The organism is Gelidibacter sediminis (assembly GCF_004364975.1).
GTDB lineage: Bacteria > Bacteroidota > Bacteroidia > Flavobacteriales > Flavobacteriaceae > Gelidibacter > Gelidibacter sediminis.
Window position 1 is genome coordinate 643,182 of the sequence record NZ_SOBW01000008.1, and the last position, 23,490, is coordinate 666,671.

Sequence of the window (23,490 nt, forward strand, 5' to 3'; positions counted from 1 at the left end):
AAGTTATGAGCATTATATGTTTTTAATCGGTAGTATTTCCGTTTAAGCGGCTATTTATACCACTCTAGTTGCACAACTTCAATGTCGGAATTTTCCTTATTTATAATGGTTTTAAATTGATTGACATCGCTCATCCCTTCGGTTCCTCTAAAATGATACGGATATACTTTCTTCGGCTTAAAGTCAAGTACGGCACTCGCTGCACTCTCAACAGTCATCGTGTAGGGTAGATTCATACACACAAAAGCCATATCTATATTTTTAAGTTGTCGCATCTCCGTAATGTCTTCAGTATCGCCAGATATGTAGATTCTTTGTCCGCCTAGAGTTAGTACATAACCATTTCCTCTGCCTTTTTCATGAAATTTTAAAGCTTCGGGTCTTAAATTATACATTGGAATCGCTTCAATTGAATAGTTCTGAAAATCCCTCGTATCACCATTATTCATCACGACCAAATCTTTCAATTTCAGCTCAGGTAGTTTGTCTTTTACAGCTTGAGGGACTACAAGTACGGTCGAATCTAAAGTCATGCCTTGCAAGGTCTTAACATCTAAATGATCGCCGTGAATATCCGTAATCAGGATGTAATTTGGTTTTTCCTGTTCTGCAAAGGCTTCCGTTCCTCCAACAGGATCAATGTAAATAACCACATCCTTGTGAGCTAAGATGAATGTTGCGTGCTCTATGGGAATGATGTTAATAGAGTCTGGCGTTGTTGTTTTATGGAGATCATCAGCCGTTTCAGCAGCCATTTCTACAACTTTTTCAGTGCTGTTTTTACAGCTACAAAAGAGTAAGATACTAAGTGTTACAATTGAGAGTGCGCGTTTCATATGTTCAGTTTTTGTTAGCTTAAAGATACAGACTTTCCAACATATTTATAGTGAGTGTAACAATTTTGTAATAATGACTACAAATAATTTAAGGAGTAATAATTTTGAAACCGATATTTTTTAACGAAATTGCTACTTACTAAAATATGTCCAACGCACTAAAATAACTTACCGTATGTCTGATGATTTTGATTTATTAGAAACCAATTCCAACGAAAAAACAGGAAAAGTTGATGTCAATTGGGGAAAAGCAATTGATACCATGAAATCTAAATTGGCTCAAGAAGAAGATCCGCAATCGCGTCAAAAAATTCTGAATGCCACCTTGGATGATGTGGTGCATATGGCCGAAAAAGATAGAACAACCTTATTGGATGCCATCAAAGATTTAACCGATTATCAGGATGAAGTTGGTATCATATTCGAAAAATTCTCGTCTCTAAATGCCGATGAACAGCGCGTTATTGACGAAGCTCAGAAAGCTTTAGAACGTGCCCGTATTGAATTGGAAGATGCACGAAACAAACCGGATACTTGGTGGAATAACCTGTGGGGACGTAAAAGTAGAATTAAAAAAGAGGAGCAAGAATTTAAAGAAGCCGAAAAAGTACGCGCAGGAGCTGATAATAAAGCCAAGGCAATGTTTCAGGAGCGTATTGAAAGCGCCGATGTACAAACATTGTTAAGCGAATTATCATTTAAGAGTCAAGCTGCAGTGTCTCGCTTAAAAAATAGGGAAGTTGAAATTAAAGAGGTTGAAGATAAACTTCAAGAGGCGATTGTGGAAGCCACTAAAAATCATACCAGAGCTTTAGAAAAGAAAAAGGAAGTAGAAGGAAAGCTCGATGAAAACTATGCGTTGTTGAGACAGGCACGTCAGGAATTGGAAGAAATTGTAGATAAACAATCAGCGGATTATGCCCAAGCCGTAGGTAAAGTCACCACTCTAGAGCAAAAAATTGAGGAGTTGGAAGGTCTTAAAAACGCCTACACTACGCTTGCAGCCAGTAAAGACAGTTTTGTGCACAAACATAATCTGACCATTAAAGTGTTGACTTCTTTACGCAGCAATTTACAAACCCACCGTGCCAAACTAAAAAGTGATACAGAAGAGCGTCTGAAATATTATGACGGCTATGTGGTGGCGCTAAAAGCGCGTACCGATCAGGAATTTGCCGCTATTTTAGAACATTTGGGAGTTAAGACCGATGAGCATATTGGCGAAACTTTAGCCTCCATGCATACCGCAAGTGCTAAAGCACGTCAGGAAATGATGGAAAACATTCCGGTGCACGAAAAAGTGATGCAAGGTGTATACAGTAGTTATGCTGAGGCTTTACAGGAAATTCGCGCTAAAGACAGCGACATCCAAAAGAATTTTGCGGAGCGTTATGGCATTGACATGAAAGAGATTTTCGAAGATTACTATAAGGCAGATGCTACCAAACCTTCAGGAACTCCGGAGCCTAGCAAACCAACGCCTAAACCTGAAAATTCAGGCGACGAGCTGTTATCTTAAAAGTGTAGCTTAAAAGGTTGGATGTTTAATTTGGGCGTTCCCACGCAAAAAAGCGTGGTCAGGTTTTCCGCTGTATCTTTTTTCTGAAATAGAAAAAAGGATGCCGCTGCAACCCTTAACGCAACTCCAGATTGAAAATGCAATTTAGGCTTACAATACTAAACCTCCAATACTCATTTTAACAATACTAAAGTGTCCATAAATCACATTATAACACCATTAGATTCTGCCTACCTCGATTCTAAGTCGCAGTATGTATTCTATCATAAAATGGTCGATTTTGCTTTAAAGGAATTAATTGTAACGGCGCAACACAACCAGTTGTGTACCACACAAGAGATAATTTTCTTTAAACAATATGCTGATTTGCTATTGTATTCTATTGAAGCCATGCGTGTCAAGTACATGTATGATGAAGAGGAACATATGAAAGTGGATTTAACGGAGTCTGGTTTTCCTAATTATTTGGAGTTCCGTTATCTCTTTAACGATTTGTCTTTAAAGGAGAATTACGTCAATAAACTCAAAGATGTTAGTGAACTTCAGGAAGAGTTTTTGGATACCTTATTGAGGAAAAAGGAACCCGTTAGCAGAACCAAATTGTTCCAAGCGGCTTCAATTGTGTATTACACATCTGTAGAACAAAAATTTATTTTCAATCGGTTTGTTCAGGGTAAGATCATAAAGGCACCTGAAGGTTCAAAAGGCGCATTTATGACCAGTTGGAGTTTCTTTGACGTGGGTTGCAACCGTCCTTTTGTGTGCTATATGTATTTCGATTTTGAAGGCAGTAATATAGATTCCGTTAAAGAACTGGTATATGAAGTGCTAAAAACCACTGCAGATAGAGAAATGCATTTGGATGTGATGGCCTATGGTATTGATAGAAAATTAAAAGATGTTAAACCTAAACACATCAAACGTATCGATTTAGGGCCTTTCCATAACGTGTTTGCTAAAGATGAAAACCTGATTACTCATACCATATTAGAAAGTATTGCAGCAAAAGATGTGCCTTTAGAATCGTATGCCTTATCATTAAAAATTGATGAAGTGTCGTCTGGAGGCGAATTCTCAGAAGGTGGTTATTTTTCAAAGCAAACCTTACAACGATGGAACCAACCCGTTAATAAAAGTTACGTATTGGCCCCGCATCGCATCATTCAATTGTTATATAGTAAAAGACCAGAAATTATGAATGGATTGGCAAAACCGCCTATTCAGATTGCGGATATGAAAAATTGAGTAGGCAGCAAGCAGTCTTCAGTAGGCAGTAGGCAGTAGGCAGTAGGCAGTATACAGTAGGCAGTATGCAGTATACAGTAGGGAGTAGGCAGTTGGCAAAAGGAAGAAGGTTAAACTTAAGATGAACACTGTAGATTGAAAACTGAGGACTGAACACTTCGGACTGAAGACTGAGGGCTGAACACTGCTAACTGAAGACTGAAGACTGAAGACTGAAGACTGCTAACTGAACCGAAATACTAAATAAAATGAGTTTTAAAAAGCTAATGGCATATCAAAAAGGATTTGATTTAGCGATGGAAATTTTTCATCTGACCAAAGGCTTTCCCAATTCAGAGCAGTTCATGTTGACATCGCAAATGGTGCGATCGAGTAGAGCGGTATGTTCGGCGATTGCTGAAGCCTACCGGAAGAGACCATATGAAAAGCATTTCAAAAGCAAATTGACTGATGCTGACAGTGAGAATTCCGAAACACAGTTATGGTTGGATTTTGCATTTGCTTGTCATTATATAGATGCGCAAAAGAGAGCAGCGTTACAATTGAAAAGTGAAGAAATTGGAAAACTCTTGAATTATATGATAAATCATCCAGAAAAGTTTCGATCTAATTAATAACGGCAATCTAAAAACTGAAGACTGAAGACTGCCAACTGAGGACTTATAAAAACTATGCAACAAAACTCCACATTTCCCATAAAACAAAACGAACTCGATATGCTTCGCGATGAAGCAGCATCGTATCTAAAAAGCATTCAATGGGAGCAAGGGCAGCGCGCCAAAAACAAAGATAAGGATGCGAAAGACGAATCGATTCTCCTGTATCTTTCGCGTGCTAACAACGGCTCTAATGTTGCCGAAACAACATCTGTTTCTAAGACCATTTTAGAGCTTAAGAAACGGTTGTTGCCAGATTCTATTGCAATCCCAGTATTGCTCAATCAAACCTTATATGCGGTTCAGGAAGGGTTGACGCTTGGCGTGTGGATAAAAGATAGTTATTATGATGCCTCCGGTTTGTCCAGCTTAAATGAGCGGAAAGCGTCCTTAGATAGTATGGGGAAACGGGAATACGAAAGCAAAATGCACACGGCAACGGCGTTCATGTTGTTTTCAGCCGCTTACCATATTCTGCATCATCTAAAACCGTATGCTTCTGACGATTTAAGCGTCATGAAACAAAAGTTTGTGGGTATTCCTGAGATTTCCTTATTGTCGCCCTTAAAAGGTGTGGCGTGCATCTTATTTTATTACGACAAGTATTTAGGACATCCTGATATTATTAAAAGTGATAAGGATGTAGCCGATTTTACAGTCGTGTTTTTTGAAGCGCTGATTGACGAAATCCAAATGCGGAAATCAACTTTGGAACATCAGGAAACCATTTTGGACAGAACCTATAAATTGGAGCATTCAGATTTCGCAATTTCCGGATGGAATAATGTCTTTGCTGGAGCCGCCAAAAGTGTCGAGTTTAATAAAATTCAATTTGAACAGATTGTTGGTAATAAAGATGCAAAGCATTTCGCACGCCGATTGACCGAGCGTATGTTGAGTTATGATTTTACGGCAAAGAAAAATCCGTTTCAAGAATTGGGAGGCTTTATGCCCGTATTTATGGGGTATGGAATTCCAGGAACAGGAAAAAGTATGCTCATCGCAGCCATTGCGACACGGTTAAAAGAACATTGTGACCATTTGGAACTACCGTTTTTATTTCATCCTATGCCAGACACCTTAATTTCAACTTTTCAAGGAGGTTCTGCAGAAAAGATGGTAGAATGGATGAAACCCATGCAAGATCCTACAAAACTTATTTTCGCACCTATAGATGACGCTGAAAACAATTTACAGGAGCGTACTGCGCAAGGCGTGTCGGCTGGTGTAAAGGAAGTCATCGGTGTGTTTTTAAGATATACGGAAGGTGCTTATGCGGTAAATTACGGAAATAGTGCTATCGGTTTGTTTACTAATTTACCTGAAATGTTGGATAAGGCGGTAATTTCGCGTGTGCAGGGCCGATTTAAAATTGATGGTGCACAGACGGAACACGACTTTTTAGACCAGGATCATTTATGGTGGCGTAAGTTGCAACATACGATGCCAGATTTTATCAATATGAAAAATCCGGACCAATACCAATATCTTCAAGATCAAGGTTTGGCTAAAAATATGGGAGAGATTCTCAAATCGGTCGGTAAACCTTCAGAAGAGCGCGTTCATGCGGTTTATGACCAAGTAGAAAGTCAATTTCAAACCAACGAGCATCAATTTTATGCCAATCTGTATAAGGAAATGCAGCGCGTGTTTCCATTCTTTTCGTCTAGGGACGTTCGAAATATCCAATCGGCCATTTCATTGCGACTTACTGATTTTGACTTGGAGAGTTCGTGGTTTGATAATCCTGAAGTATATTTTAAGCAAGATTATGACACCAAGTTTAATATGCTTCAAGAATTGATGCGCGCCAATATGAAGGGCCTCGATTTTTCTGAAATACGGCGTCAGGAAGTGGTGCGATATCTAGATAACGTGGCCACAATTGCGGATACCGATTTCAAACGCCAGGTGGATTCTAGGGTTAACGACCTTAATATCGAATTGGCAGCACGTCGTCAATTTGATAGTTAAAAACAAAATCTAAATCAGACAAAATTTATAGAATGTCAGAAAACATCAAAAATATTACTATTAAAACGCTTTCTAAAGCTTGGGCAACCTTGTCAGAAATCAATTATGATTACCAATTTAAAAATGGCTCTTGGAAGCGCGTCTCTCGCGAAAGTTATGATCGTGGGCATGGCACCGGAATTTTATTATACAATGTAGAAAAAGGAACAATTATTTTAACCCGGCAATTTCGGATGCCAATTTATCAAACCAATAAGCACGAAGGCATGTCTATTGAAGTCTGTGCTGGCGCCATTGATGATAACGACTCACCGGAAGCTACAATTATAAGAGAAGTGGAAGAGGAAGTCGGCTATAGAATCACCGAAGTTAAAAAAGTGATGGAAGCCTATACTTCACCAGGTGCCTTGACCGAAAAAATGCACTTATTCATCGCACCGTATTCTGACACTATGAAAGTAAATGATGGCGGAGGAGTTGCAGGGGAACTTGAAGAAATTGAAGTGATGGAGCTACCGTTCTCAAAAGCTTTACAAATGATTGCAGCGACTGAAATTCGTGATGCGAAAACGATTATGTTGTTGCAGTATGCGCAGATACATGGATTGCTGGGAGTAGAGAAGAGGGGATAGAAAATAGAAAATAGAAAAGAGAATAGAGAGAAGTGACAGAATTCATTGGGATAAAAACATTGATATTTTTTAATGGAAAAATTAAAAGCAGCACAATTATATAGAAATGAACTCATTCCCATCAGTGGGAAATTGGTTGAGCGTTACAATCAGTGCCTTAAAATGTTAGGATTTAGGGAAACGAAACTTACTAATTTTTCTATTGATGGCATTGGTTGGAGCCCTGAAATTGCTGAAGAGAAGCAGAAAATCCATTATCTGAATAACGGTGAGGCCAATCCGAATGCCATCATCATTACGCCATTGCAAAAAGGAAAACCAGTCTATGTGCCTTTCCATACGTTCGATCGGGAAATGATGCAGCATGTGTTTAGAACTCATGGCGATAAAATCAACGATATTACCAGAGATTGCGCCATTTGCGTGCACTTTGATCAACATATTGATGCGTTTTATGAGCCTTTGGATGTCTTGAAATATGGCGATATTTCCATAACGTTTAAGCTGATCAATAATCTGGATAAAGTCCAAAAGCAGCAATTTGAATTAATTGATAAGTTTAAACAAGGCCATAATTTTATTGACGAAGATTTGCACCAACAGCTGTTGGAATCGGCTCAAACGTATGGCGATTTAAGACATCGGAACCTTGAGCTCCCAGAATTGTATTACACCACAGACTCGTTTTATACCAAAGCCTTTGGAGGTGTGTTTGTATTGCGCGATTTTATTTCACCAATCGTTGTTTTTCAAGACGAAAAGTGGCATAAGGAAGCTATTAAGGATACCACTTATGATGTGTTGATCTATCATATTTCTCAGCCAGAATTGATGGATAAATTGCGCGATCATCTAATCGTCGGATACGATTTAGATGCTGCTATAAAAACACCAAGGTATAACCGAATCAAAAAATTTATGTTCGCTCAGTATTTAAAGGATACACCACATCCTATTCAAGATATTTTGGACGACAATGTATTATTTAAAGGGTATTTGAACAAACTAAATATTGAAGACCGGAAAAAAGTAATGAGTGTTGAGCTTTATCTGGAAAAAATAGAAATCAGCAATCAGCATAAATTGGCGGATATTGTGGATGTTGAATTGTTTGAAGCATTAAATGAACCACATTCGTCATTGAATGTCAAACATCAGGATTTAATCTGGAAATTGTTGGTCAATATCGCTCCCTTGGATGTTTTATTTCTGTATTGGTATGATAAAGAGCTGTTTTATAAAAACTACGAAACTTGGAATGATTCCTTGAAAGATTGGGTAATTATGACAATACGTAACAATATTTAAGTATTATAGACTAATTTTAAGGGAGGCGGAATGTTTGTGTTATGGAAAGGCCGAATTAACCACCTCGTCTTCAGTTTCTTTACTGAAACTGAATCCACTCCTCCTTAAAAAGGAGGAGAAGTTTAAGCTTTTTAAAAAACGCAATTAATAACTATCACAAAAGTTCCTTCCCTTTATAAGGGAAGGTGGATTTAGGCTCCAAAAAGAGCCTAAAGACGGAAGGGTTATAGAATTATTAAACTTTTAAGCATTTAAAACTCGACATCATGACACTAGAAATTATCGTTTTCATCGGCTCCATTTTATTCGGAATCTTGCTGTATTGGCGGGAATCAACCGGCAACGGACTCTATCGCTTTCTAAATAAGTTAATGTATTCCAAAAAGCTCCAAATGTCACCGGACAATCCAACTGGTTTTGTATACCAACAAAAATTTCTATTACGTCTGGTATTCATCACGATGATTTTGTTGGTTGGAATCCTCATCGCTCGATTTTTAATTCCGATAGATATAGCAACAATTTCAGTATTCGCTTCAAGTATTGTTGGGACGCTTATCGGAACTTACATTGGCGGTTTTGTGCTGAAATCTGAAAAAATAATCGATGCCCATAGTGATTCCATTGAAGAAAAATTTGATAATGCTATAGATCAAGGACGCGATTTTATTCAGGATATCACCTCTAGAGAACCAAAAGTAGTGGAAGAAGCTAAAAAGGAAATCGAAGAAAATCATATTGAACCTAAGAAGAGTGCCCGAGAGCGATTGAAGGACAAAGGGCTGATGTAGATAGGTGTGAGGTTTGAGGACTGAGGTGTGAGGACTGAGGTTTGAGTTTGATGTTTTAAAAAGTTTAATAATAGAACAGCGTAATTATGATAAAAAATTATTGGAATAGAGGCAGTAGACAAAAAACAATCACCATCGTTGTCACCTTGGTTTTGGTGTTGTTATTGTTTTTTCTTCGAGATGATTACCAACCATTTTTACTATGGATAAGGAAATATATTTTCCTCATTCTTGTGATTGGTTTGGTGTTGTTTTTCGGATTGCGAAGCTTTAGAGACTCGGCAAGCGTAGGACGTCGCATCATGATTCTTGTCTTGCTATTACTCTTTTTCGGGTTGCTGTATGTCATTGGCGGACATTTTAAAATGTACGATTATGTGAAAACCTACAATGTGTTCAATAACTTGAATAAGGTTCAAATTAACGAATTGCCGCTTACCCAAAATGAACGCATTCAGCCATTGCGTAATATCTTTTCAATGGCGAATGAATCGGTTGGGGAGACCAAAGATGTGTCTCTACCACACTTGGTAAGGGTTGATGGTGAAAACAAATGGACTATGGCCATTCAGCCATCAGAGAAATACACCATGCAGCAAATCAGTGAAAATACGGAGGAGGTATTTGCTGTATCAAGTACATCGCCGTTTCCTAGGTTTTCTAATGAAAACCGTATTCCAGTAACCTTTTCAATTGGCGAATCACTTAAATTCAGCAGAAATACTTATAACGCCGTTGTGCAACGCTTCAATATTTGGCAATTGTTTACCATGGAACCTGGCGATACGTTTTATATGAAAAATGATTCCGGTAAATGGGTGGAAGTGGTGAGCCTAATCAAATGGAAAGGCTTCTTTTTTCCTTATCCAACCTTTGGTGGGGTAATGATAATCGATAGCGGCGAACACGATTTTAACGACTATATAGAGCGGGTTTTAATTGGAAAAGGCACATATGTCAGCCCTGAGAATATGAAAAATTACCCATTTTTAACCAAACAGAACACGTTATCTGAAAAAGTATCTCGATTACAAGCCGAGTCTTTAAAATTTTTAGGCGGATTTACCGATCCGTTACCATGGAAAATGGAAACTGCTGTAAAAATTCCAGATTTACCAGAAGACCAAAATCAGCAGCCTTTTGTTACCGATTTTGATTTTTCATCGGTTGATGCTAAAGCCTATAATGGGTTATACCATTGGTTTGGATTGGAGCCTATTGGAGAAGAACGTACCAGTTTGACCTATAGTGTTTTTGTGCCTGCAGATGGTACCGAAAAGTTGTTTTATTATGATCATGCTGCCAAGAAACAAGGCTATGCGGGAGTTTCAGCAATGCCGTTAAAAATAATTGAGTCTCGTAAGGAATATGATTGGTCGGTTAATAAGCCAGTAGAGTTCAGACCTTATATAAAAGATATCGCAGGCCGCAGACGTATGTTTTTCTTAGGAACGGTCTCTGCCGTAAAAGATGGTTCTGCAAAATTTGACGGATCAGCAACTCCTGATTTGGCGTTGGTGGATAGCGAGTATCGCGATGTGATTTGGATTGATGTCAAACGACCAAGCACATGGGATAAAACCGTATACGATCAGCTCAATGAAGCTTGGAGAGCAAGTGAAGGGATAGGGTATTTTTATGAAGATGAAAATCGAACCTCCGATTTGGACTTGATGCAACGGGAAATGGATTCAATACGATCTATTCCAAAGGTTAATGCTAATGCCCAAGAAATTGAGAAATTACAACGTAAAATAGACTCGTTGAATTCGGCTGGGAATTAATAAGGAATTTATCATTCCGGTTGAGCTTTGTCATTGCGACTTACTTTTTGTCATTCCAATTTCACTTTTGTCATTCTGACGATAGGAGAAATCCCATAACAGTGAAACCGTTGATTATGATTATGAGATGTCTCATTACATGACAAAGCAGACCCATCACAAAACAAAAAACACACTACCCAAACCGCTTCTGTAAATCCGCAACGACTGTCTCAATCTGCGCATTTTTGTTTTTCCGTTCCAGTAAAATTGGTGGCGCTTGCCTCACTTCACAATCAGAAATCGCACACCGTTCACATGTCACGCCAACCTTTGTCGTCTTGATTTTTGGATCATCTAAAAAGGCTATTTTGCGTTGTAATTGTTTATTAATCAATAATCCGATGCTTATACTTCTATACTGGTTGTCTCTAAAAGGGTCTTTTGTAGCGGATGATAACAGTAAATATTTCATATCATCATCGGGATAATCCGATATCTGAAGATCAAAAACATGATCTTCTTTGGTACTGCTTATGGTTTTTAAAACTCTTAAAGATACCCAACGGCGACAATAATGTTCATTAGTTTCATTGGCGCGTGGGGAATGTTGGTGCGATAAATGCAATTCTTTTTTAAGGTGAAAGCGTTCACTTCCTGCACGGTGTGTAAAGCGTAAGAAGAATAAATCTTGAATATTAAATTCTTTAGGAAGCACATTGGTCAAGCGTTGGTAAAACGATTCTGGTGATGCATTGTACGAATTTAAAATTTCTAAAAACAAGTGCTCATCAAACGTGTCTTTTTCAAATAAGGTGGTGAGTTTTTCGGTTATGCTGGCTTTAGGTAAAATTAAAGCGCCAGCAAAATACGAGGCATAAAAATTATTCAATACCTGATCAAAGTTTTCAAATTTAATCCACGAAAAGGTGTAAAGTCGTTCTTTATATTGCAGAAAATTATAAGCCAATTCTTTGGCGTAAATGAACGTCCGCTGAGCATCATCCATTTGATTAGCGAGCAAAAGCGTCTTTGTTTTTGGTACAAATACAGAACGTAACGAATCTAATGCCTGATGTTTGTCTAATTCTGTTTCGTTAAATACATAACCGTATTCCTCAATTAGTATTTCCTTTAATTCATCAGAATCAATCGGTTTAGTTAAATCAATTTGATAAGCCTTGGCGAATTTTAATACAGCCTGTTCAATTTCTTCAAAGTAATTATGGTTCGCCTGTTGGAAAGACCGTACAGAAGCTAAATAAAAACTCTCACGGCTGAAATTGTAATTTTGTGCAATTTCAATAATGGTACTTATAAACGCATTCACTTTTGCTGGCGCATTGGAAACGATATCAATGAGGGTGCTTTCTTGTATTCCAAAAAGGTCTAATGGAATTTCTTTCAGAATTTTAGATTTTAAAATGTCGCCAATAGGGGCCAAGTTCTTGTCTAATTTCAAAGACACCATTTGGTCATATGGCACTTCCAATTTGTCTGAAAGCATCGAAATTTTATCAGGTTTCGGATATTTTTTGCCCTTTTCAATTTCGTTCAAATAGGACTTCGATAAGCCCGATAATTTAGACAAGCCAAACAGCGACAAATTCTTTTCTGTCCTGATCTGCTTGAGTTTCAACCCGAATATAAGTTTGATGTATTCCTCTTCCATAGTCACAAATATAATCTTTTTTGCGAATAATTATTTTTAGCGAATATATTAATTTAGCGAACGTTCGCTTGTTTTTTAAAAAAGTTATTTCTATCATTGTACTATCAAAACGACAACATCATGGAAAACAACATTTTAAGCGCACCGAAAATTCAATATTCAAAGGATGTAAAAAACTACTATCCTGAGATCTTAACCGATAAAGCACTAGAATTTTTGTCCGCTTTGCACGAAGCGTTTAATCATCGTCGCTTAGAATTACTAAAATCGAGAGAAGCACAGCAACACGTATTTGATACAGGTGCCTTTCCTGATTTCCCTGCAGAAACTAAAGCTAGCAGAGAAGGCGATTGGACAGCGGGTTCTATTCCGCAAGATTTATTGGATAGACGGGTGGAGATTACAGGACCTGTAGACAGAAAAATGGTGATCAATGCACTTAATTCTGGAGCGAAAACCTTTATGGCCGATTTAGAAGATAGCAATGCACCAACTTGGAAAAATGCTATTGAAGGGCAGCAAAACCTGATTGATGCCAATAAAAGAACCATCACGCTTCACGATGCTAAACGCAACAAATCGTATCAATTGAATGACAACCCGGCGGTGCTTATAGTACGCCCTCGAGGTTTGCATCTTAACGAACGCCACATTTTAATCAATAAGGAAGTAGCTTCGGGAAGTTTAGTTGATTTTGGATTGTATGTATTCCATAATACGAGAACATTATTGGATAATAATACAGCGCCCTATTTTTACCTACCAAAATTGGAACATTATACGGAAGCCAGATGGTGGAACGATGTATTTGAATTTGCTCAAGATTATTTGGGAGTTCCAAAGGGAACCTTTAAAGCGACAGTTTTGATCGAAACTATCACTGCAAGTTTTCAGTTGGATGAAATCATCTACGAACTAAAGGATCATATTGTTGGCCTAAACTGTGGTCGTTGGGATTATATCTTTTCCTATATCAAGAAATTTAGAAATCACGACAATTTCATCGTGCCCAATCGCGATCAGGTAACCATGGCAACGCCTTTTATGGCGGCGTATTCAAAATTGGTGATTCAGCGTTGCCATAAACGTGGTATCCATGCCATCGGCGGAATGGCGGCTCAAATCCCGATAAAGAACAACCCTGAAGCTAATAAAGCAGCCTTGGAAAAGGTGCGAGTAGATAAGGAACGCGAAGTGAAAAACGGTCATGATGGCACTTGGGTGGCACATCCAGCATTGGTAGAGGTGGCGATGAAAGAATTTGATAAACACATGCCAACGCCAAATCAATATCACGTGACTAGAGACGATGTTTCTATTGCCAAGGAGGACCTTGTAGAGCTTCCAAAAGGAACCGTTACCGAAGAAGGGGTGAGAAAAAACATCAATGTGGGACTTTTATATACAGAGGCTTGGCTGCGAGGTCATGGTGCCGTAGCGCTCTATAATTTAATGGAAGATGCAGCTACCGCTGAAATTTCTAGAACACAAGTTTGGCAATGGCTGAAGAATGAAGTGGTATTGGAAGATGGGCGCAACTTTACTAAGGCACTCTACACTTCCATTTTTGATGATGAAGTTGAAAAAATCATCAGAGAATATGGAGAGGAGAATATTAAAAACACCAAATTCAATTTAGCGATTGAACTGTTTGATAAGTTGGTGACCAATGAAGAATTTGAAGAGTTTTTAACCTTGCCAGCATATCAATACATCTAAAAAAAATGTCTCGCAACTACGGGAATAGTGTACGAGACCTAATTATCAAAATCAAGAAAACCTTAATAATCAAACACAAAATTATGAAAAATTTAGCACAAAGTAATTATAGTTCGGCTTTAGAAACTGTAAGAAACCTAAAAGCAAAGTATGGATCGACTTGGAACGCCATAAACCCTGAAAACGCTGCGAGAATGGTTACTCAAAACCGTTTTAAAACCGGTTTGGATATCGCTAAATATACCGCCGCAATTATGAGACAGGATATGGCTGATTATGATGCAGATGCTTCAAATTATACCCAGTCTTTAGGTTGCTGGCATGGGTTTGTGGCGCAGCAAAATATGATTGCGGTTAAGAAGCATCATAAAACAACCAATAAACGCTATTTATATCTTTCAGGTTGGATGGTGGCCGCGCTTCGGTCAGAATTCGGACCCTTGCCAGATCAATCCATGCATGAAAAAACTGCTGTTCCATCTTTGATTGCTGAGATTTACGATTTCTTGAGACAGGCAGATGCCATTGAATTGAATGATTTATTCCGTAGACTTGAAAATGGTGAGGATGTTCAGGATCAAATCGATAATTTTGAAACACATATTGTTCCGATCATAGCAGATATTGATGCCGGATTTGGTAATGAAGAGGCTACTTATTTGTTGACCAAGAAAATGATTGAAGCTGGCGCTTGTGCCATTCAGATTGAAAACCAAGTGTCTGATGCTAAACAATGTGGCCATCAGGATGGGAAAGTGACAGTGCCTCATGAAGATTTTATAGCCAAATTAAATGCTATCAGATATGCCTTTTTAGAATTAGGTGTTGATGACGGCATTATCGTAGCACGTACAGATTCAGAAGGAGCAAGTCTGACCCAAAAATTACCGGTTAGTACGGAACCTGGCGATTTGGCGTCACAATACTTAGCGTTTGTTGAAGCTGAAGAAATTGATATTAATGATGCGAAAGAAGACGATGTGCTTTTAAAAAGAGACGGGAAATTGGTACGCCCTGTGAGATTGCCAAATGGTTTATACCAATTTAAGGACGGTTCTAATATTGATCGTGTGGTGTTAGACTGTGTAACAAGTCTTCAAAATGGAGCCGATTTATTATGGATTGAAACACCAACGCCAAACGTAAAACAAATTGCGCATATGGTGAACAGAATAAAAGCCGTGGTACCAAATGCCAAACTGGTATATAACAATTCGCCTTCATTTAACTGGACCTTAAATTTCCGTAACCAAGCTTATGATGAAATGCTTGCCGAAGGCGAAAATATGACGGGTTATGATAGAAACAACTTAATGGATGTAGCCTATGATGGATCTGAATTGTGCTATCGTGCAGATCAGAAAATTAAAACCTTTCAGATGGATAGTGCTAAAGAAGCCGGCATCTTCCATCATTTGATTACGTTACCCACCTATCATACAACGGCATTGCACATGAATGATTTAACCGAGGGATACTTTGGAAAAGAAGGCATGTTGGCTTATGTAAGAGGTGTTCAGCGGCAAGAAATCCGTAAAGGTGTTGCTTGTGTAAAGCACCAACGTATGGCAGGATCCAACCTTGGGGATGATCACAAAACATTTTTTGCGGGTGAAAAAGCTTTAAAAGCAGATGGCGAAAAGAATACATCAAATCAGTTTGAAGCTGTTGCGGAAACTTCTGCTGTTGAGCCACCTTTGGGTGTTGTGGCTTAATCTCTAATTTGTACTATATACTATCAAAAAAACTCCTGAATGACTTCAGGAGTTTTTTTATTAAAGTAAAAGTCTGAAATTTTATAATTCCTATTGCGCATTCAATTTTAGTATCATTTTAATATCACTACGTTTATAAACGCAATTAGGCTCCAATGGCACTTCTAGAAAACCGAATTTTTTATAAATGTAAATCGCATTTTCTAGCTTGGTGCTAGAATAGAGAACGAGTGAGGTCAAAGCGTTGGATGTTGCGAAATCAATACAATGTTGCATCAATTGTTGCCCTATTTTATAGCCTCTATGTTCAGCTGACACTGCCATTTTTGTGAGTTCAAAAATCTTATTATCAGAAGTCGGCATTAAGGCAACAGTACCTACAATTGTGCCATTGAGCTTTGCGAAAAAAATAAATCCTCCTTTATTAACAATATAAACTTCAGGTTTACTTAAGACCTCTTCATCAAAAGGCTCAACAACAAAAAATTTCTTTAGCCATTCTGTATTGATTGCATAGAAATCCTTAGCATATCTTTTTTTGAATGAAACGATCTCAACCATTACAATAGCGTGGAATAACCAATTATAATTCCGGTCAACAAAGAAAAGAGCATGGTTAAAATGGCCAAACTTCTACTTTCGGTTCTTTTTGTAATGCCTCTAAAAATAACAATTAATGGAATAAATGCACCAATAGTAAAAATAGGAATAGTTATCAATTCCATTATAGCCCTTAGTACTGTAGAGTTATACTCATTATCAAACATAATATTCATAATAATGAGATACAGAAGCACAATGACACTCCCTATAAATATCCATAAATCAATACGATATTGTTTATCTGTTTTCATAAATGGATTGATTAGCTCTTATAAAATCAGTGATCAAATAAGTGATCAGTTTCCCAACAATGACTTCGGTATCAGCTGTAGGGGCTGCTTCACAAATGTGTAAGTAGGCAGCATTTTTCTGATTACCGAAGAACGTTACAAATGCACGTGCCTTCTTAACGCTAAAACCACTTGGTGTTATCGCACTGCTAGGGATGTATTTAATGGCATCACAATCTACCTCTACACCAAAAGGTTTCTCGGCAACGTGCTTTTCAGCGCGCGTTAATTCCGCTTTAAATTTTTTATCTTTTCTTATGGTTAAAGCCTCAAAGGTATTATATTTTAAGGCTTTAAATTTATCTAAGGTTTTGAAAATCAAATTTGAGGTATAGTTTTCATGCAGTCCGAAGATGAAATAGTTTTTTAAGAAACCTTCAGCGTAAGCATAACTAAAACCATTACCACTGTGTCGGCCTTCTTCCTTTCTAAAATCAGAATGCGCGTCAAAATTGACCACGTTAATGGGTTTTTTAAATGCTAAAGCGCTGCCTTTTATATTACCGTACGCATTGTTATGCCCGCCGCCTATTATAATTGGTTTTTTTCCTGCACTTACTATAGTGTGAACCAATTCAGTGACGTGTCGATCAATTTTTTCTGTCAATTTTCTAGCTTTCGCTATATTTTTATCAGAGTTATCAAGATGGTTAATTTTATCCATTTCCTTTGAGAAGTCTAAGTGCCCCAATACAAGTACCTTGTTAGCTTTAGTGTGCACATTGCTCTGAATATTCAACAGTACTTTTAACGTCGCCTCCCAAGCTTTAGCTGTGCCACGATTACCGTAATTGGCAAATACTCCTATATCCTCTGGAATTCCAAATATCACGTAGTTAACGTCTAAAGTTGTTAAAGATTCGTATATATTGGTAGTATTGGAAATTAATTTAATGTGTTCTCCAAATTTGGATTCATGCGGTCTCTTTTTTAAGAACCTGTTTAAATCATCTATATTAAATAGAACAAGTTTGTTCATTGTAAAGTTTAATTTTAAATTTGAAGTATTAAAAATACATTAATATTTATTTCTATATTTAAAAACATAGTAAAACCAGTGTTAATTTAAGTATCAATAACTAAAAACAAAACTTATGGAAAGTTCAAGTAGTACTAATAGTAACAAAAATACCGGATTAAAAATAGCTTTAGGCATCTTATTAGCTTTGTTTATCGGGACAGGTTTTTATACCTCGAAACTATATAATGAGAAAAAAGAGAACGAGGCAACATTGACTAAGGAAAAACAATTGGTCATGACCGATCTCAATAACATGGCAAAGCAATATGATATTGCAATCAGTGAAAATAAAGTGGCTAATGAAGATTTGATAGACGCCAGAAATAGAATTCAAAATTTAATGGATTCATTGAAAATTTCTCAAAATAGTGTGAACAGTTTATGGAATTATAAAAAGAAGTACTTGTCATTACAGGAAGAGATGAATGTGCTTTTAGCTGAAAACGATAAATTGAAAGTAGAAAACTCTTTATTGGCTTCATCATTAGACAGTACCAATGTAAAGTTGGCAGAGCGTAATATGTTTACTGATTCATTATTGGTTCAAAACACTGAATTGGCAACTGTAGTTGAAAATGCTGCGGTATTACAAACTGTGGGCTTAAAGGCTTTTGGTGTAATTGAAAGAAGTTCTGGAAAATTAATTCCTACTGAGAGAGCTCGTCGTAGTGATAAAATCAGAATTTGCTACACTGTTGCAAAAAACACGTTGGTAGGTGCTGGGGATAAAGAATTGTATGTTCAAGTTTTAGATCCTAAGGACAATGTTCTAGGTGCCAATGAACAAATTCAATTTGGTGAAACAGTTTTAAATTACAGTATTGTAAGTAAATTTAACTATGAAAACAGAAATTTAAATATTTGTGAGTTTGTGTCTCCTAGAGGTGAGTTTGCTGAAGGACGATACACCGTAAATGTATATAACAAAAAAGAATTAGTTTCTTCTACTGAATTCACTTTAGAATAGTAAAATTTTATTATTATATAAAACCCGAAAGTCATTTGATTTTCGGGTTTTTTTATTAAAAATACTTATGCCAGATCTTTGAAGTCACCGTTTTTACACGTCCGTTAAAATTTTCCCTCTGATAATTACTTTGTCAATCAGGTTATCGCCAAAATTATAAGGTAAGTTGTAATAACTTGGAATGTCTTTGGTAATGATGATGTTTGCTTTTTTACCTCTGCAGATGCTACCGTACTGATTGGATATGCCCATAGCATAGGCTCCATTAATCGTAGCCGCATTAATGGCCTCTTCAGGGGTCATTTTTAATTTGATACACGCTGTACTCACTACGAAATTCATATTACCGCTTGGCGTTGACCCTGGGTTATAATCAGTTGCTAATGCCAATGGTAATCCAGATTCAATTATTTGACGGGCCGGCGTGTAGGGAATGCTTAAAAAATAAGAACAGGAGGGAAGGGAGACCGGCATTGTACTACTATCTTTTAATGCATCAATATCTTCCGGTCTCATTTCTTCTAGATGATCTACAGAACGTGCGTTGTGTTTAACGGCTAGAGCAACGCCTCCAAACGCGTTAAATTGGTTGACATGTATTTTCGGAATCAAACCATGTGCCGTTCCGGCTGTTAAAATGCGATCAGTATCATCTAAGTCAAAATATCCTTTTTCACAAAACACATCTACATAATCTGCCAATTTTGCTTTACCTACCTCAGGGATCATTTCAGAAACAATAAGATCAACGTAGGCGGTTTTATTTTCCTTATACGCTTTAGGTACAGCGTGGGCCGCAAGTAGGGTTGTTTTAACAGCTGCCAACGACTCTTTTTTCAATCGTTTTATGACGCGAAGCATTTTTAACTCGGCTTCAACCGTCAATCCATATCCAGATTTTATTTCAATGGCACCAGTACCCAATTTCATGACGCTGTTTAATCGTTTTAAGGATTGTTGATACAATTCTTCTTCAGAGGTGTTTTGTAATACTTCGGCAGAATTTAAAATGCCTCCGCCCCGTTGCGCAATTTGCTCATAAGTTAAACCATTAATTCGGTCTACAAATTCCTGAGAGCGGTCTCCCGCATATACAATATGTGTATGCGAATCACACCAAGCAGGTAACACGATTTTACCAGTCGCATCAATTACTTCGTCAGCTTCATATTCTGCAAACTCAGACATTGGTCCAAACTCCACAATGGTGTCGTTTTCAATTATAAGGTAGGCGTTTTTAAGAATGGGCAAGGTTTTCATGTCTTCGCCTTTAACTATCGTAATATTAGTATCCCTTACTTGAAGCAGCTCTTTTATATTTTTAATAAGAATAGACATAGTATAACTCTAATTTTGAATTTTAAAAAAAAATGAAATAAAAAAAGCAAGTTATTAAATTTAACTTGCTTTTTTGGTAAATATCTAAGGCTTTATAATTTTTGAATCTTCAGTATAGTGTAAATTAATTGAGGCTACCAACCATTGCTTCAGGTTTTACCCATTCATCATATTCTTCTGCAGTAACATATCCTAAATTGACCGCCTCCTCTTTTAAGGTAGTACCATTTTTATGTGCAGTGTTTGCAATTTCTGCAGCTTTATAATAACCAATTTTGGTATTTAAGGCCGTCACTAACATTAATGAGTTATTTAGAAGATGTTTGATAACATCATGGTTAGGCTCAATACCTTGGGCACAATGCTCGTCAAAACTTCTACACGCGTCACCTAAGAGTTGAGCAGATTGTAAAACGTTAGCAGCCATCATCGGTTTAAAAACATTTAATTCATAATGTCCTTGTGTACCACCTACAGTTACGGCAACATCATTACCCATAACTTGTGCACAAACCATGGTTAAAGCTTCACATTGAGTAGGGTTTACTTTCCCGGGCATAATGGAACTGCCAGGTTCATTGGCAGGAATAATAATTTCGCCAATTCCACTTCTTGGGCCAGAAGCCATCATCCGAATGTCATTTGCTATTTTATTTAAGCTCACTGCCAATTGTTTCAAAGCGCCATGTGTTTCAACCAAAGCGTCATGAGCAGCTAGTGCCTCAAATTTATTTGGAGCCGTTACAAACGGTAACTCTGTAAATTTTGCAATATAGTCAGCTACCAATTTGCTGTAACCTTTTGGAGTATTCAACCCTGTACCCACTGCCGTTCCGCCTAAAGCGACTTCACTCAAGTGTGGTAAAGAATTTTGAAGTGCTTTTAATCCGTAATCCAACTGTGCTACATAACCTGAAATTTCTTGACCCAATGTAATAGGGGTTGCATCCATTAAATGAGTACGTCCTATTTTGACAACATCCTTAAATTCACCAGCTTTATTATGTAATGTATTTCTTAACTGTATGACACCATGAATGGTGTTTTCAACAACCTTCTTGTAAATAGCAATGTGCATTCCTGTTGGGAAGGTGTCATTTGAAGATTGAGATTTGTTAACATCATCATTGGCTTTTATAACAGGTTCATCTTCACCAATCATTTTGCCAGCGAGTTGTTGGGCTCTATTGGCAATTACTTCGTTAACATTCATGTTGCTCTGTGTACCAGAACCTGTTTGCCAAATCACTAACGGAAACTGGTCATCATGTTTACCTTCTAAAATTTCATCACAAACTTGAGCAATCAAATCGCGCTTTTCTTCAGCTAAAACGCCTAATTCGCAGTTTGTGTAAGCTGCTGCTTTTTTAAGATATGCAAATCCATGTATGATTTCTAAAGGCATGGATGCAGGAGCACCAATTTTGAAATTGTTTCGGGAACGTTCAGTTTGTGCACCCCAAAGTTTATCTGCAGGGACCTTAACATCGCCCATTGTATCTTTTTCAATTCTGTATTCCATAATTTATTGCTGATTAATTACCACACAAAGTTAAGATTTTGAGGAAGATTAAAGAATAGTTTTTGAGGTTTAATTTTTATGTTCCTCTCTGAACTTATAATGAATATAAAAAGCGACATCTTTTCATAAGAATGACTTCTTTAATTTGGTCTAATTGATGCATATTCAATTCACTAGTAGTAAGTTGAAAAAAATTATTGCTTTATGGTAATGAGCTTTTTAAATTATTGATTAATTTTAATAGAATTAATAATTTAAAAATCAATGCGTTATGGAGGTTAGAAATCCAATAGTGTGGTTCGAAATCTATATTGAAGACTTAGACAGAGCCAAGAAATTTTATGAATTAGTGTTACATACCAAATTAGAAAGGCTTCTCACTCCTGAAACGACAAATGAGACAGGCGGTGTTGAGATGATCACATTTCCTATGGACAGGAATTGTCCTGGAGCGTCGGGGGCATTGGTGAAAATGGAAGGAGTTAATGCAGGTGGTAATTCGACATTAGTTTATTTTGCAAGCAATGATTGTAGTATTGACGAGGCGCGTGTTGATAAGGCCGAAGGAAAAATATTTAGGCCAAAGATGTCTATAGGTAACTACGGATATATTTCCTTGTTTTACGATACGGAAGGGAATATGGTCGGACTCCATTCAATGAAATAACATAAGTTTTTATAGTAACACAAATCCTTACAAATCTTCCAGTAAATAATGGTAGTAAATCTATGCCTTTTTTTAAATATGAGTATTCACTTTCAATATGTAATTTCCAAATGACAACGTTTAAGTTGGAGGTACCAGCACAGTTTTGAAGATTTATATTGTTAACAATGGGAGGTGAGATACTGGAACATGAATAAATAGAAAAAGGATTGATGTGTATAATGCATCCAGAATAGTTTTATTATCTTAGTATGATTAATTAATTCAAAATAATTTTTGTTATGAAAACGATTCGATTGGGAGATGAAGCTCCAAATTTTGAAGCACAAACCACAGAAGGAGAAATTAATTTTCATGAATGGTTAGGGGATAGTTGGGGAATTTTATTTTCACATCCCGCCGATTATACACCTGTTTGTACTACTGAGTTAGGAACGGTAGCGAAATATAAAAAAGAATTTGAAAAACGCAATACAAAGGTTATTGCTTTAAGTGTTGATGGACTCGAATCTCATAAAGATTGGGTTAAAGATATTAATGAAACTCAAAATACCACAGTCAATTTTCCTATCATTGCCGATGAGGATCATAAAGTGTCAAAATTATATGATATGATTCATCCCAATGCTGATAGCAAACATACTGTAAGATCGGTTTTTGTGATAGCACCTGACAAAACTATTAAATTAATTATTACCTACCCAGCCTCTACAGGTAGAAATTTTGATGAGCTATTACGTGTCATTGATTCCTTGCAATTGACTGCCTATCATAAAGTTGCAACTCCAGCCAATTGGAATGATGGCGATGATTGTGTAATTGTACCTGCAGTGACAAATGAAGATGCCAAAACGTTGTTTCCTAAAGGATTTGATGAAGTACGACCTTACTTAAGAATGACACCTCAGCCCAATAAAAATTAGTCTTAACAACCTTGTTAATAAAAGTTAATTTTGGTATTGTATAACACAATGCTTTCTTATATCTTTGCTCTAATTATTAAAAATAACTCTCAGCATGTTTGAATTTGACCAATATTTAGGATTTTTAGCGTTTTTGACCATTTTAACCATTGGTTTTTGGTTAATGATATTTTTGATGACTTTCGTAATCCCTTATTGGATTTTTGGTTCTTCAATAGAACGTTTTAAAGAAATTAAAGCCGAGCGTAAAGCTAAAAGAGAAGGTACTACCTTAAATCAATAATTATTTTATTACATATAAAAAAAAGCGGTTTCAATTTGAAACCGCT

At 37.0% G+C, this 23,490-nt stretch carries 21 protein-coding genes; 14 read left to right on the top strand and 7 right to left on the bottom strand.

Annotated elements, in window-relative coordinates; all coding sequences use genetic code 11:
- Window positions 1-50: 50 nt before the first annotated feature.
- Window positions 51-836, bottom strand: coding sequence for an MBL fold metallo-hydrolase (locus tag BXY82_RS09510; protein ID WP_133757960.1), 786 nt, complete (start codon window positions 834-836; stop codon window positions 51-53).
- Between the two features lie 175 nt (window positions 837-1,011).
- Between BXY82_RS09510 and BXY82_RS09515 the strand changes: the two genes are divergently transcribed.
- From BXY82_RS09515 to BXY82_RS09555, 8 genes are all read left to right on the top strand, one after another.
- Window positions 1,012-2,355 carry a coiled-coil domain-containing protein gene (locus BXY82_RS09515; RefSeq protein ID WP_133757961.1) on the top strand — a complete coding sequence of 448 codons (1,344 nt, stop codon included), beginning with the start codon at window positions 1,012-1,014 and terminating at the stop codon, window positions 2,353-2,355.
- Window positions 2,356-2,547: 192 nt separating this feature from the next.
- Window positions 2,548-3,600 carry a hypothetical protein gene (locus BXY82_RS09520; RefSeq protein ID WP_133757962.1) on the top strand — a complete coding sequence of 351 codons (1,053 nt, stop codon included), beginning with the start codon at window positions 2,548-2,550 and terminating at the stop codon, window positions 3,598-3,600.
- A 248-nt stretch (window positions 3,601-3,848) separates the two neighbouring features.
- Window positions 3,849-4,214, top strand: coding sequence for a four helix bundle protein (locus BXY82_RS09530; RefSeq protein WP_133757964.1), 366 nt, complete (start codon window positions 3,849-3,851; stop codon window positions 4,212-4,214).
- 57 nt (window positions 4,215-4,271) lie between these two features.
- Complete coding sequence (locus tag BXY82_RS09535; protein WP_133757965.1) at window positions 4,272-6,230, top strand: AAA family ATPase; 1,959 nt, start codon at window positions 4,272-4,274, stop codon at window positions 6,228-6,230.
- 32 nt (window positions 6,231-6,262) lie between these two features.
- The gene (locus tag BXY82_RS09540) at window positions 6,263-6,862 is read left to right on the top strand and encodes an NUDIX domain-containing protein (RefSeq protein WP_133757966.1); all 600 of its coding nucleotides are present in this window, start codon (window positions 6,263-6,265) and stop codon (window positions 6,860-6,862) included.
- A 72-nt stretch (window positions 6,863-6,934) separates the two neighbouring features.
- Entirely contained in the window at window positions 6,935-8,170 is a 1,236-nt protein-coding gene (locus tag BXY82_RS09545; RefSeq protein WP_133757967.1) for a DUF6638 family protein, read from the top strand.
- A 392-nt stretch (window positions 8,171-8,562) separates the two neighbouring features.
- Entirely contained in the window at window positions 8,563-8,961 is a 399-nt protein-coding gene (locus tag BXY82_RS09550; protein ID WP_243835772.1) for a hypothetical protein, read from the top strand.
- A gap of 86 nt (window positions 8,962-9,047) precedes the next feature.
- The gene (locus tag BXY82_RS09555) at window positions 9,048-10,745 is read left to right on the top strand and encodes a hypothetical protein (RefSeq protein ID WP_133757969.1); all 1,698 of its coding nucleotides are present in this window, start codon (window positions 9,048-9,050) and stop codon (window positions 10,743-10,745) included.
- Window positions 10,746-10,920: 175 nt separating this feature from the next.
- Here BXY82_RS09555 and BXY82_RS09560 read toward each other — a convergent pair whose 3' ends face one another.
- Window positions 10,921-12,396, bottom strand: coding sequence for a helix-turn-helix domain-containing protein (locus BXY82_RS09560; RefSeq protein WP_133757970.1), 1,476 nt, complete (start codon window positions 12,394-12,396; stop codon window positions 10,921-10,923).
- A gap of 120 nt (window positions 12,397-12,516) precedes the next feature.
- On the opposite strand from BXY82_RS09560, the gene aceB reads away from it, so the two are divergent.
- A complete protein-coding gene (aceB, locus tag BXY82_RS09565) occupies window positions 12,517-14,115 on the top strand; it encodes a malate synthase A (RefSeq protein ID WP_133757971.1) in 1,599 nt (532 codons plus the stop codon).
- An 83-nt stretch (window positions 14,116-14,198) separates the two neighbouring features.
- Entirely contained in the window at window positions 14,199-15,830 is a 1,632-nt protein-coding gene (locus BXY82_RS09570; protein ID WP_133757972.1) for an isocitrate lyase, read from the top strand.
- Window positions 15,831-15,920: 90 nt separating this feature from the next.
- Here BXY82_RS09570 and BXY82_RS09575 read toward each other — a convergent pair whose 3' ends face one another.
- The 3 genes from BXY82_RS09575 to BXY82_RS09585 are packed head-to-tail and all read right to left on the bottom strand — an operon-like array spanning window position 15,921 to window position 17,702.
- On the bottom strand, window positions 15,921-16,391 hold the full coding sequence (locus BXY82_RS09575; protein WP_133757973.1) for a GNAT family N-acetyltransferase: 471 nt from the start codon (window positions 16,389-16,391) through the stop codon (window positions 15,921-15,923).
- Window positions 16,391-16,684: a hypothetical protein gene (locus BXY82_RS09580; protein WP_133757974.1), complete on the bottom strand. Its 294-nt coding sequence runs from the start codon at window positions 16,682-16,684 to the stop codon at window positions 16,391-16,393. The genes BXY82_RS09575 and BXY82_RS09580 overlap by 1 nt, the downstream gene beginning before the upstream one ends.
- The gene (locus BXY82_RS09585) at window positions 16,671-17,702 is read right to left on the bottom strand and encodes a formimidoylglutamase (RefSeq protein ID WP_133757975.1); all 1,032 of its coding nucleotides are present in this window, start codon (window positions 17,700-17,702) and stop codon (window positions 16,671-16,673) included. Before BXY82_RS09585 ends, BXY82_RS09580 begins: the two co-directional genes overlap by 14 nt.
- A gap of 115 nt (window positions 17,703-17,817) precedes the next feature.
- Between BXY82_RS09585 and BXY82_RS09590 the strand changes: the two genes are divergently transcribed.
- Entirely contained in the window at window positions 17,818-18,711 is an 894-nt protein-coding gene (locus tag BXY82_RS09590) for a chromosome partitioning protein ParA (protein WP_133757976.1), read from the top strand.
- A 93-nt stretch (window positions 18,712-18,804) separates the two neighbouring features.
- Here the strand turns inward: BXY82_RS09590 and hutI are convergent, their stop codons facing one another.
- Both hutI and fumC read right to left on the bottom strand, forming a co-directional pair.
- Window positions 18,805-20,049 carry an imidazolonepropionase gene (gene hutI, locus BXY82_RS09595; RefSeq protein WP_133757977.1) on the bottom strand — a complete coding sequence of 415 codons (1,245 nt, stop codon included), beginning with the start codon at window positions 20,047-20,049 and terminating at the stop codon, window positions 18,805-18,807.
- Between the two features lie 124 nt (window positions 20,050-20,173).
- Complete coding sequence (fumC, locus tag BXY82_RS09600; protein ID WP_133757978.1) at window positions 20,174-21,571, bottom strand: class II fumarate hydratase; 1,398 nt, start codon at window positions 21,569-21,571, stop codon at window positions 20,174-20,176.
- Between the two features lie 271 nt (window positions 21,572-21,842).
- Here fumC and BXY82_RS09605 point away from each other — a divergent pair, with 271 nt between their 5' ends.
- The 3 genes from BXY82_RS09605 (at window position 21,843) to BXY82_RS09615 (ending at window position 23,444) form a co-directional block, all read left to right on the top strand.
- A complete protein-coding gene (locus BXY82_RS09605) occupies window positions 21,843-22,238 on the top strand; it encodes a VOC family protein (protein ID WP_133757979.1) in 396 nt (131 codons plus the stop codon).
- A 281-nt stretch (window positions 22,239-22,519) separates the two neighbouring features.
- A complete protein-coding gene (locus BXY82_RS09610; RefSeq protein ID WP_133757980.1) occupies window positions 22,520-23,161 on the top strand; it encodes a peroxiredoxin in 642 nt (213 codons plus the stop codon).
- A gap of 94 nt (window positions 23,162-23,255) precedes the next feature.
- Window positions 23,256-23,444: a hypothetical protein gene (locus tag BXY82_RS09615; protein ID WP_133757981.1), complete on the top strand. Its 189-nt coding sequence runs from the start codon at window positions 23,256-23,258 to the stop codon at window positions 23,442-23,444.
- The last annotated feature ends 46 nt before the right edge of the window (window positions 23,445-23,490 follow it).

Coding starts and splice junctions, on each gene's coding strand:
- BXY82_RS09510 (WP_133757960.1), bottom strand. CDS start 836: ATGAAACGCGCACTCTCAATTGTAACACTTAGTATCTTACTCTTTTGT.
- BXY82_RS09515 (WP_133757961.1), top strand. CDS start 1,012: ATGTCTGATGATTTTGATTTATTAGAAACCAATTCCAACGAAAAAACA.
- BXY82_RS09530 (WP_133757964.1), top strand. CDS start 3,849: ATGAGTTTTAAAAAGCTAATGGCATATCAAAAAGGATTTGATTTAGCG.
- BXY82_RS09535 (WP_133757965.1), top strand. CDS start 4,272: ATGCAACAAAACTCCACATTTCCCATAAAACAAAACGAACTCGATATG.
- BXY82_RS09540 (WP_133757966.1), top strand. CDS start 6,263: ATGTCAGAAAACATCAAAAATATTACTATTAAAACGCTTTCTAAAGCT.
- BXY82_RS09545 (WP_133757967.1), top strand. CDS start 6,935: ATGGAAAAATTAAAAGCAGCACAATTATATAGAAATGAACTCATTCCC.
- BXY82_RS09550 (WP_243835772.1), top strand. CDS start 8,563: ATGTCACCGGACAATCCAACTGGTTTTGTATACCAACAAAAATTTCTA.
- BXY82_RS09555 (WP_133757969.1), top strand. CDS start 9,048: ATGATAAAAAATTATTGGAATAGAGGCAGTAGACAAAAAACAATCACC.
- BXY82_RS09560 (WP_133757970.1), bottom strand. CDS start 12,396: ATGGAAGAGGAATACATCAAACTTATATTCGGGTTGAAACTCAAGCAG.
- aceB (WP_133757971.1), top strand. CDS start 12,517: ATGGAAAACAACATTTTAAGCGCACCGAAAATTCAATATTCAAAGGAT.
- BXY82_RS09570 (WP_133757972.1), top strand. CDS start 14,199: ATGAAAAATTTAGCACAAAGTAATTATAGTTCGGCTTTAGAAACTGTA.
- BXY82_RS09575 (WP_133757973.1), bottom strand. CDS start 16,391: ATGGTTGAGATCGTTTCATTCAAAAAAAGATATGCTAAGGATTTCTAT.
- BXY82_RS09580 (WP_133757974.1), bottom strand. CDS start 16,684: ATGAAAACAGATAAACAATATCGTATTGATTTATGGATATTTATAGGG.
- BXY82_RS09585 (WP_133757975.1), bottom strand. CDS start 17,702: ATGAACAAACTTGTTCTATTTAATATAGATGATTTAAACAGGTTCTTA.
- BXY82_RS09590 (WP_133757976.1), top strand. CDS start 17,818: ATGGAAAGTTCAAGTAGTACTAATAGTAACAAAAATACCGGATTAAAA.
- hutI (WP_133757977.1), bottom strand. CDS start 20,049: ATGTCTATTCTTATTAAAAATATAAAAGAGCTGCTTCAAGTAAGGGAT.
- fumC (WP_133757978.1), bottom strand. CDS start 21,571: ATGGAATACAGAATTGAAAAAGATACAATGGGCGATGTTAAGGTCCCT.
- BXY82_RS09605 (WP_133757979.1), top strand. CDS start 21,843: ATGGAGGTTAGAAATCCAATAGTGTGGTTCGAAATCTATATTGAAGAC.
- BXY82_RS09610 (WP_133757980.1), top strand. CDS start 22,520: ATGAAAACGATTCGATTGGGAGATGAAGCTCCAAATTTTGAAGCACAA.
- BXY82_RS09615 (WP_133757981.1), top strand. CDS start 23,256: ATGTTTGAATTTGACCAATATTTAGGATTTTTAGCGTTTTTGACCATT.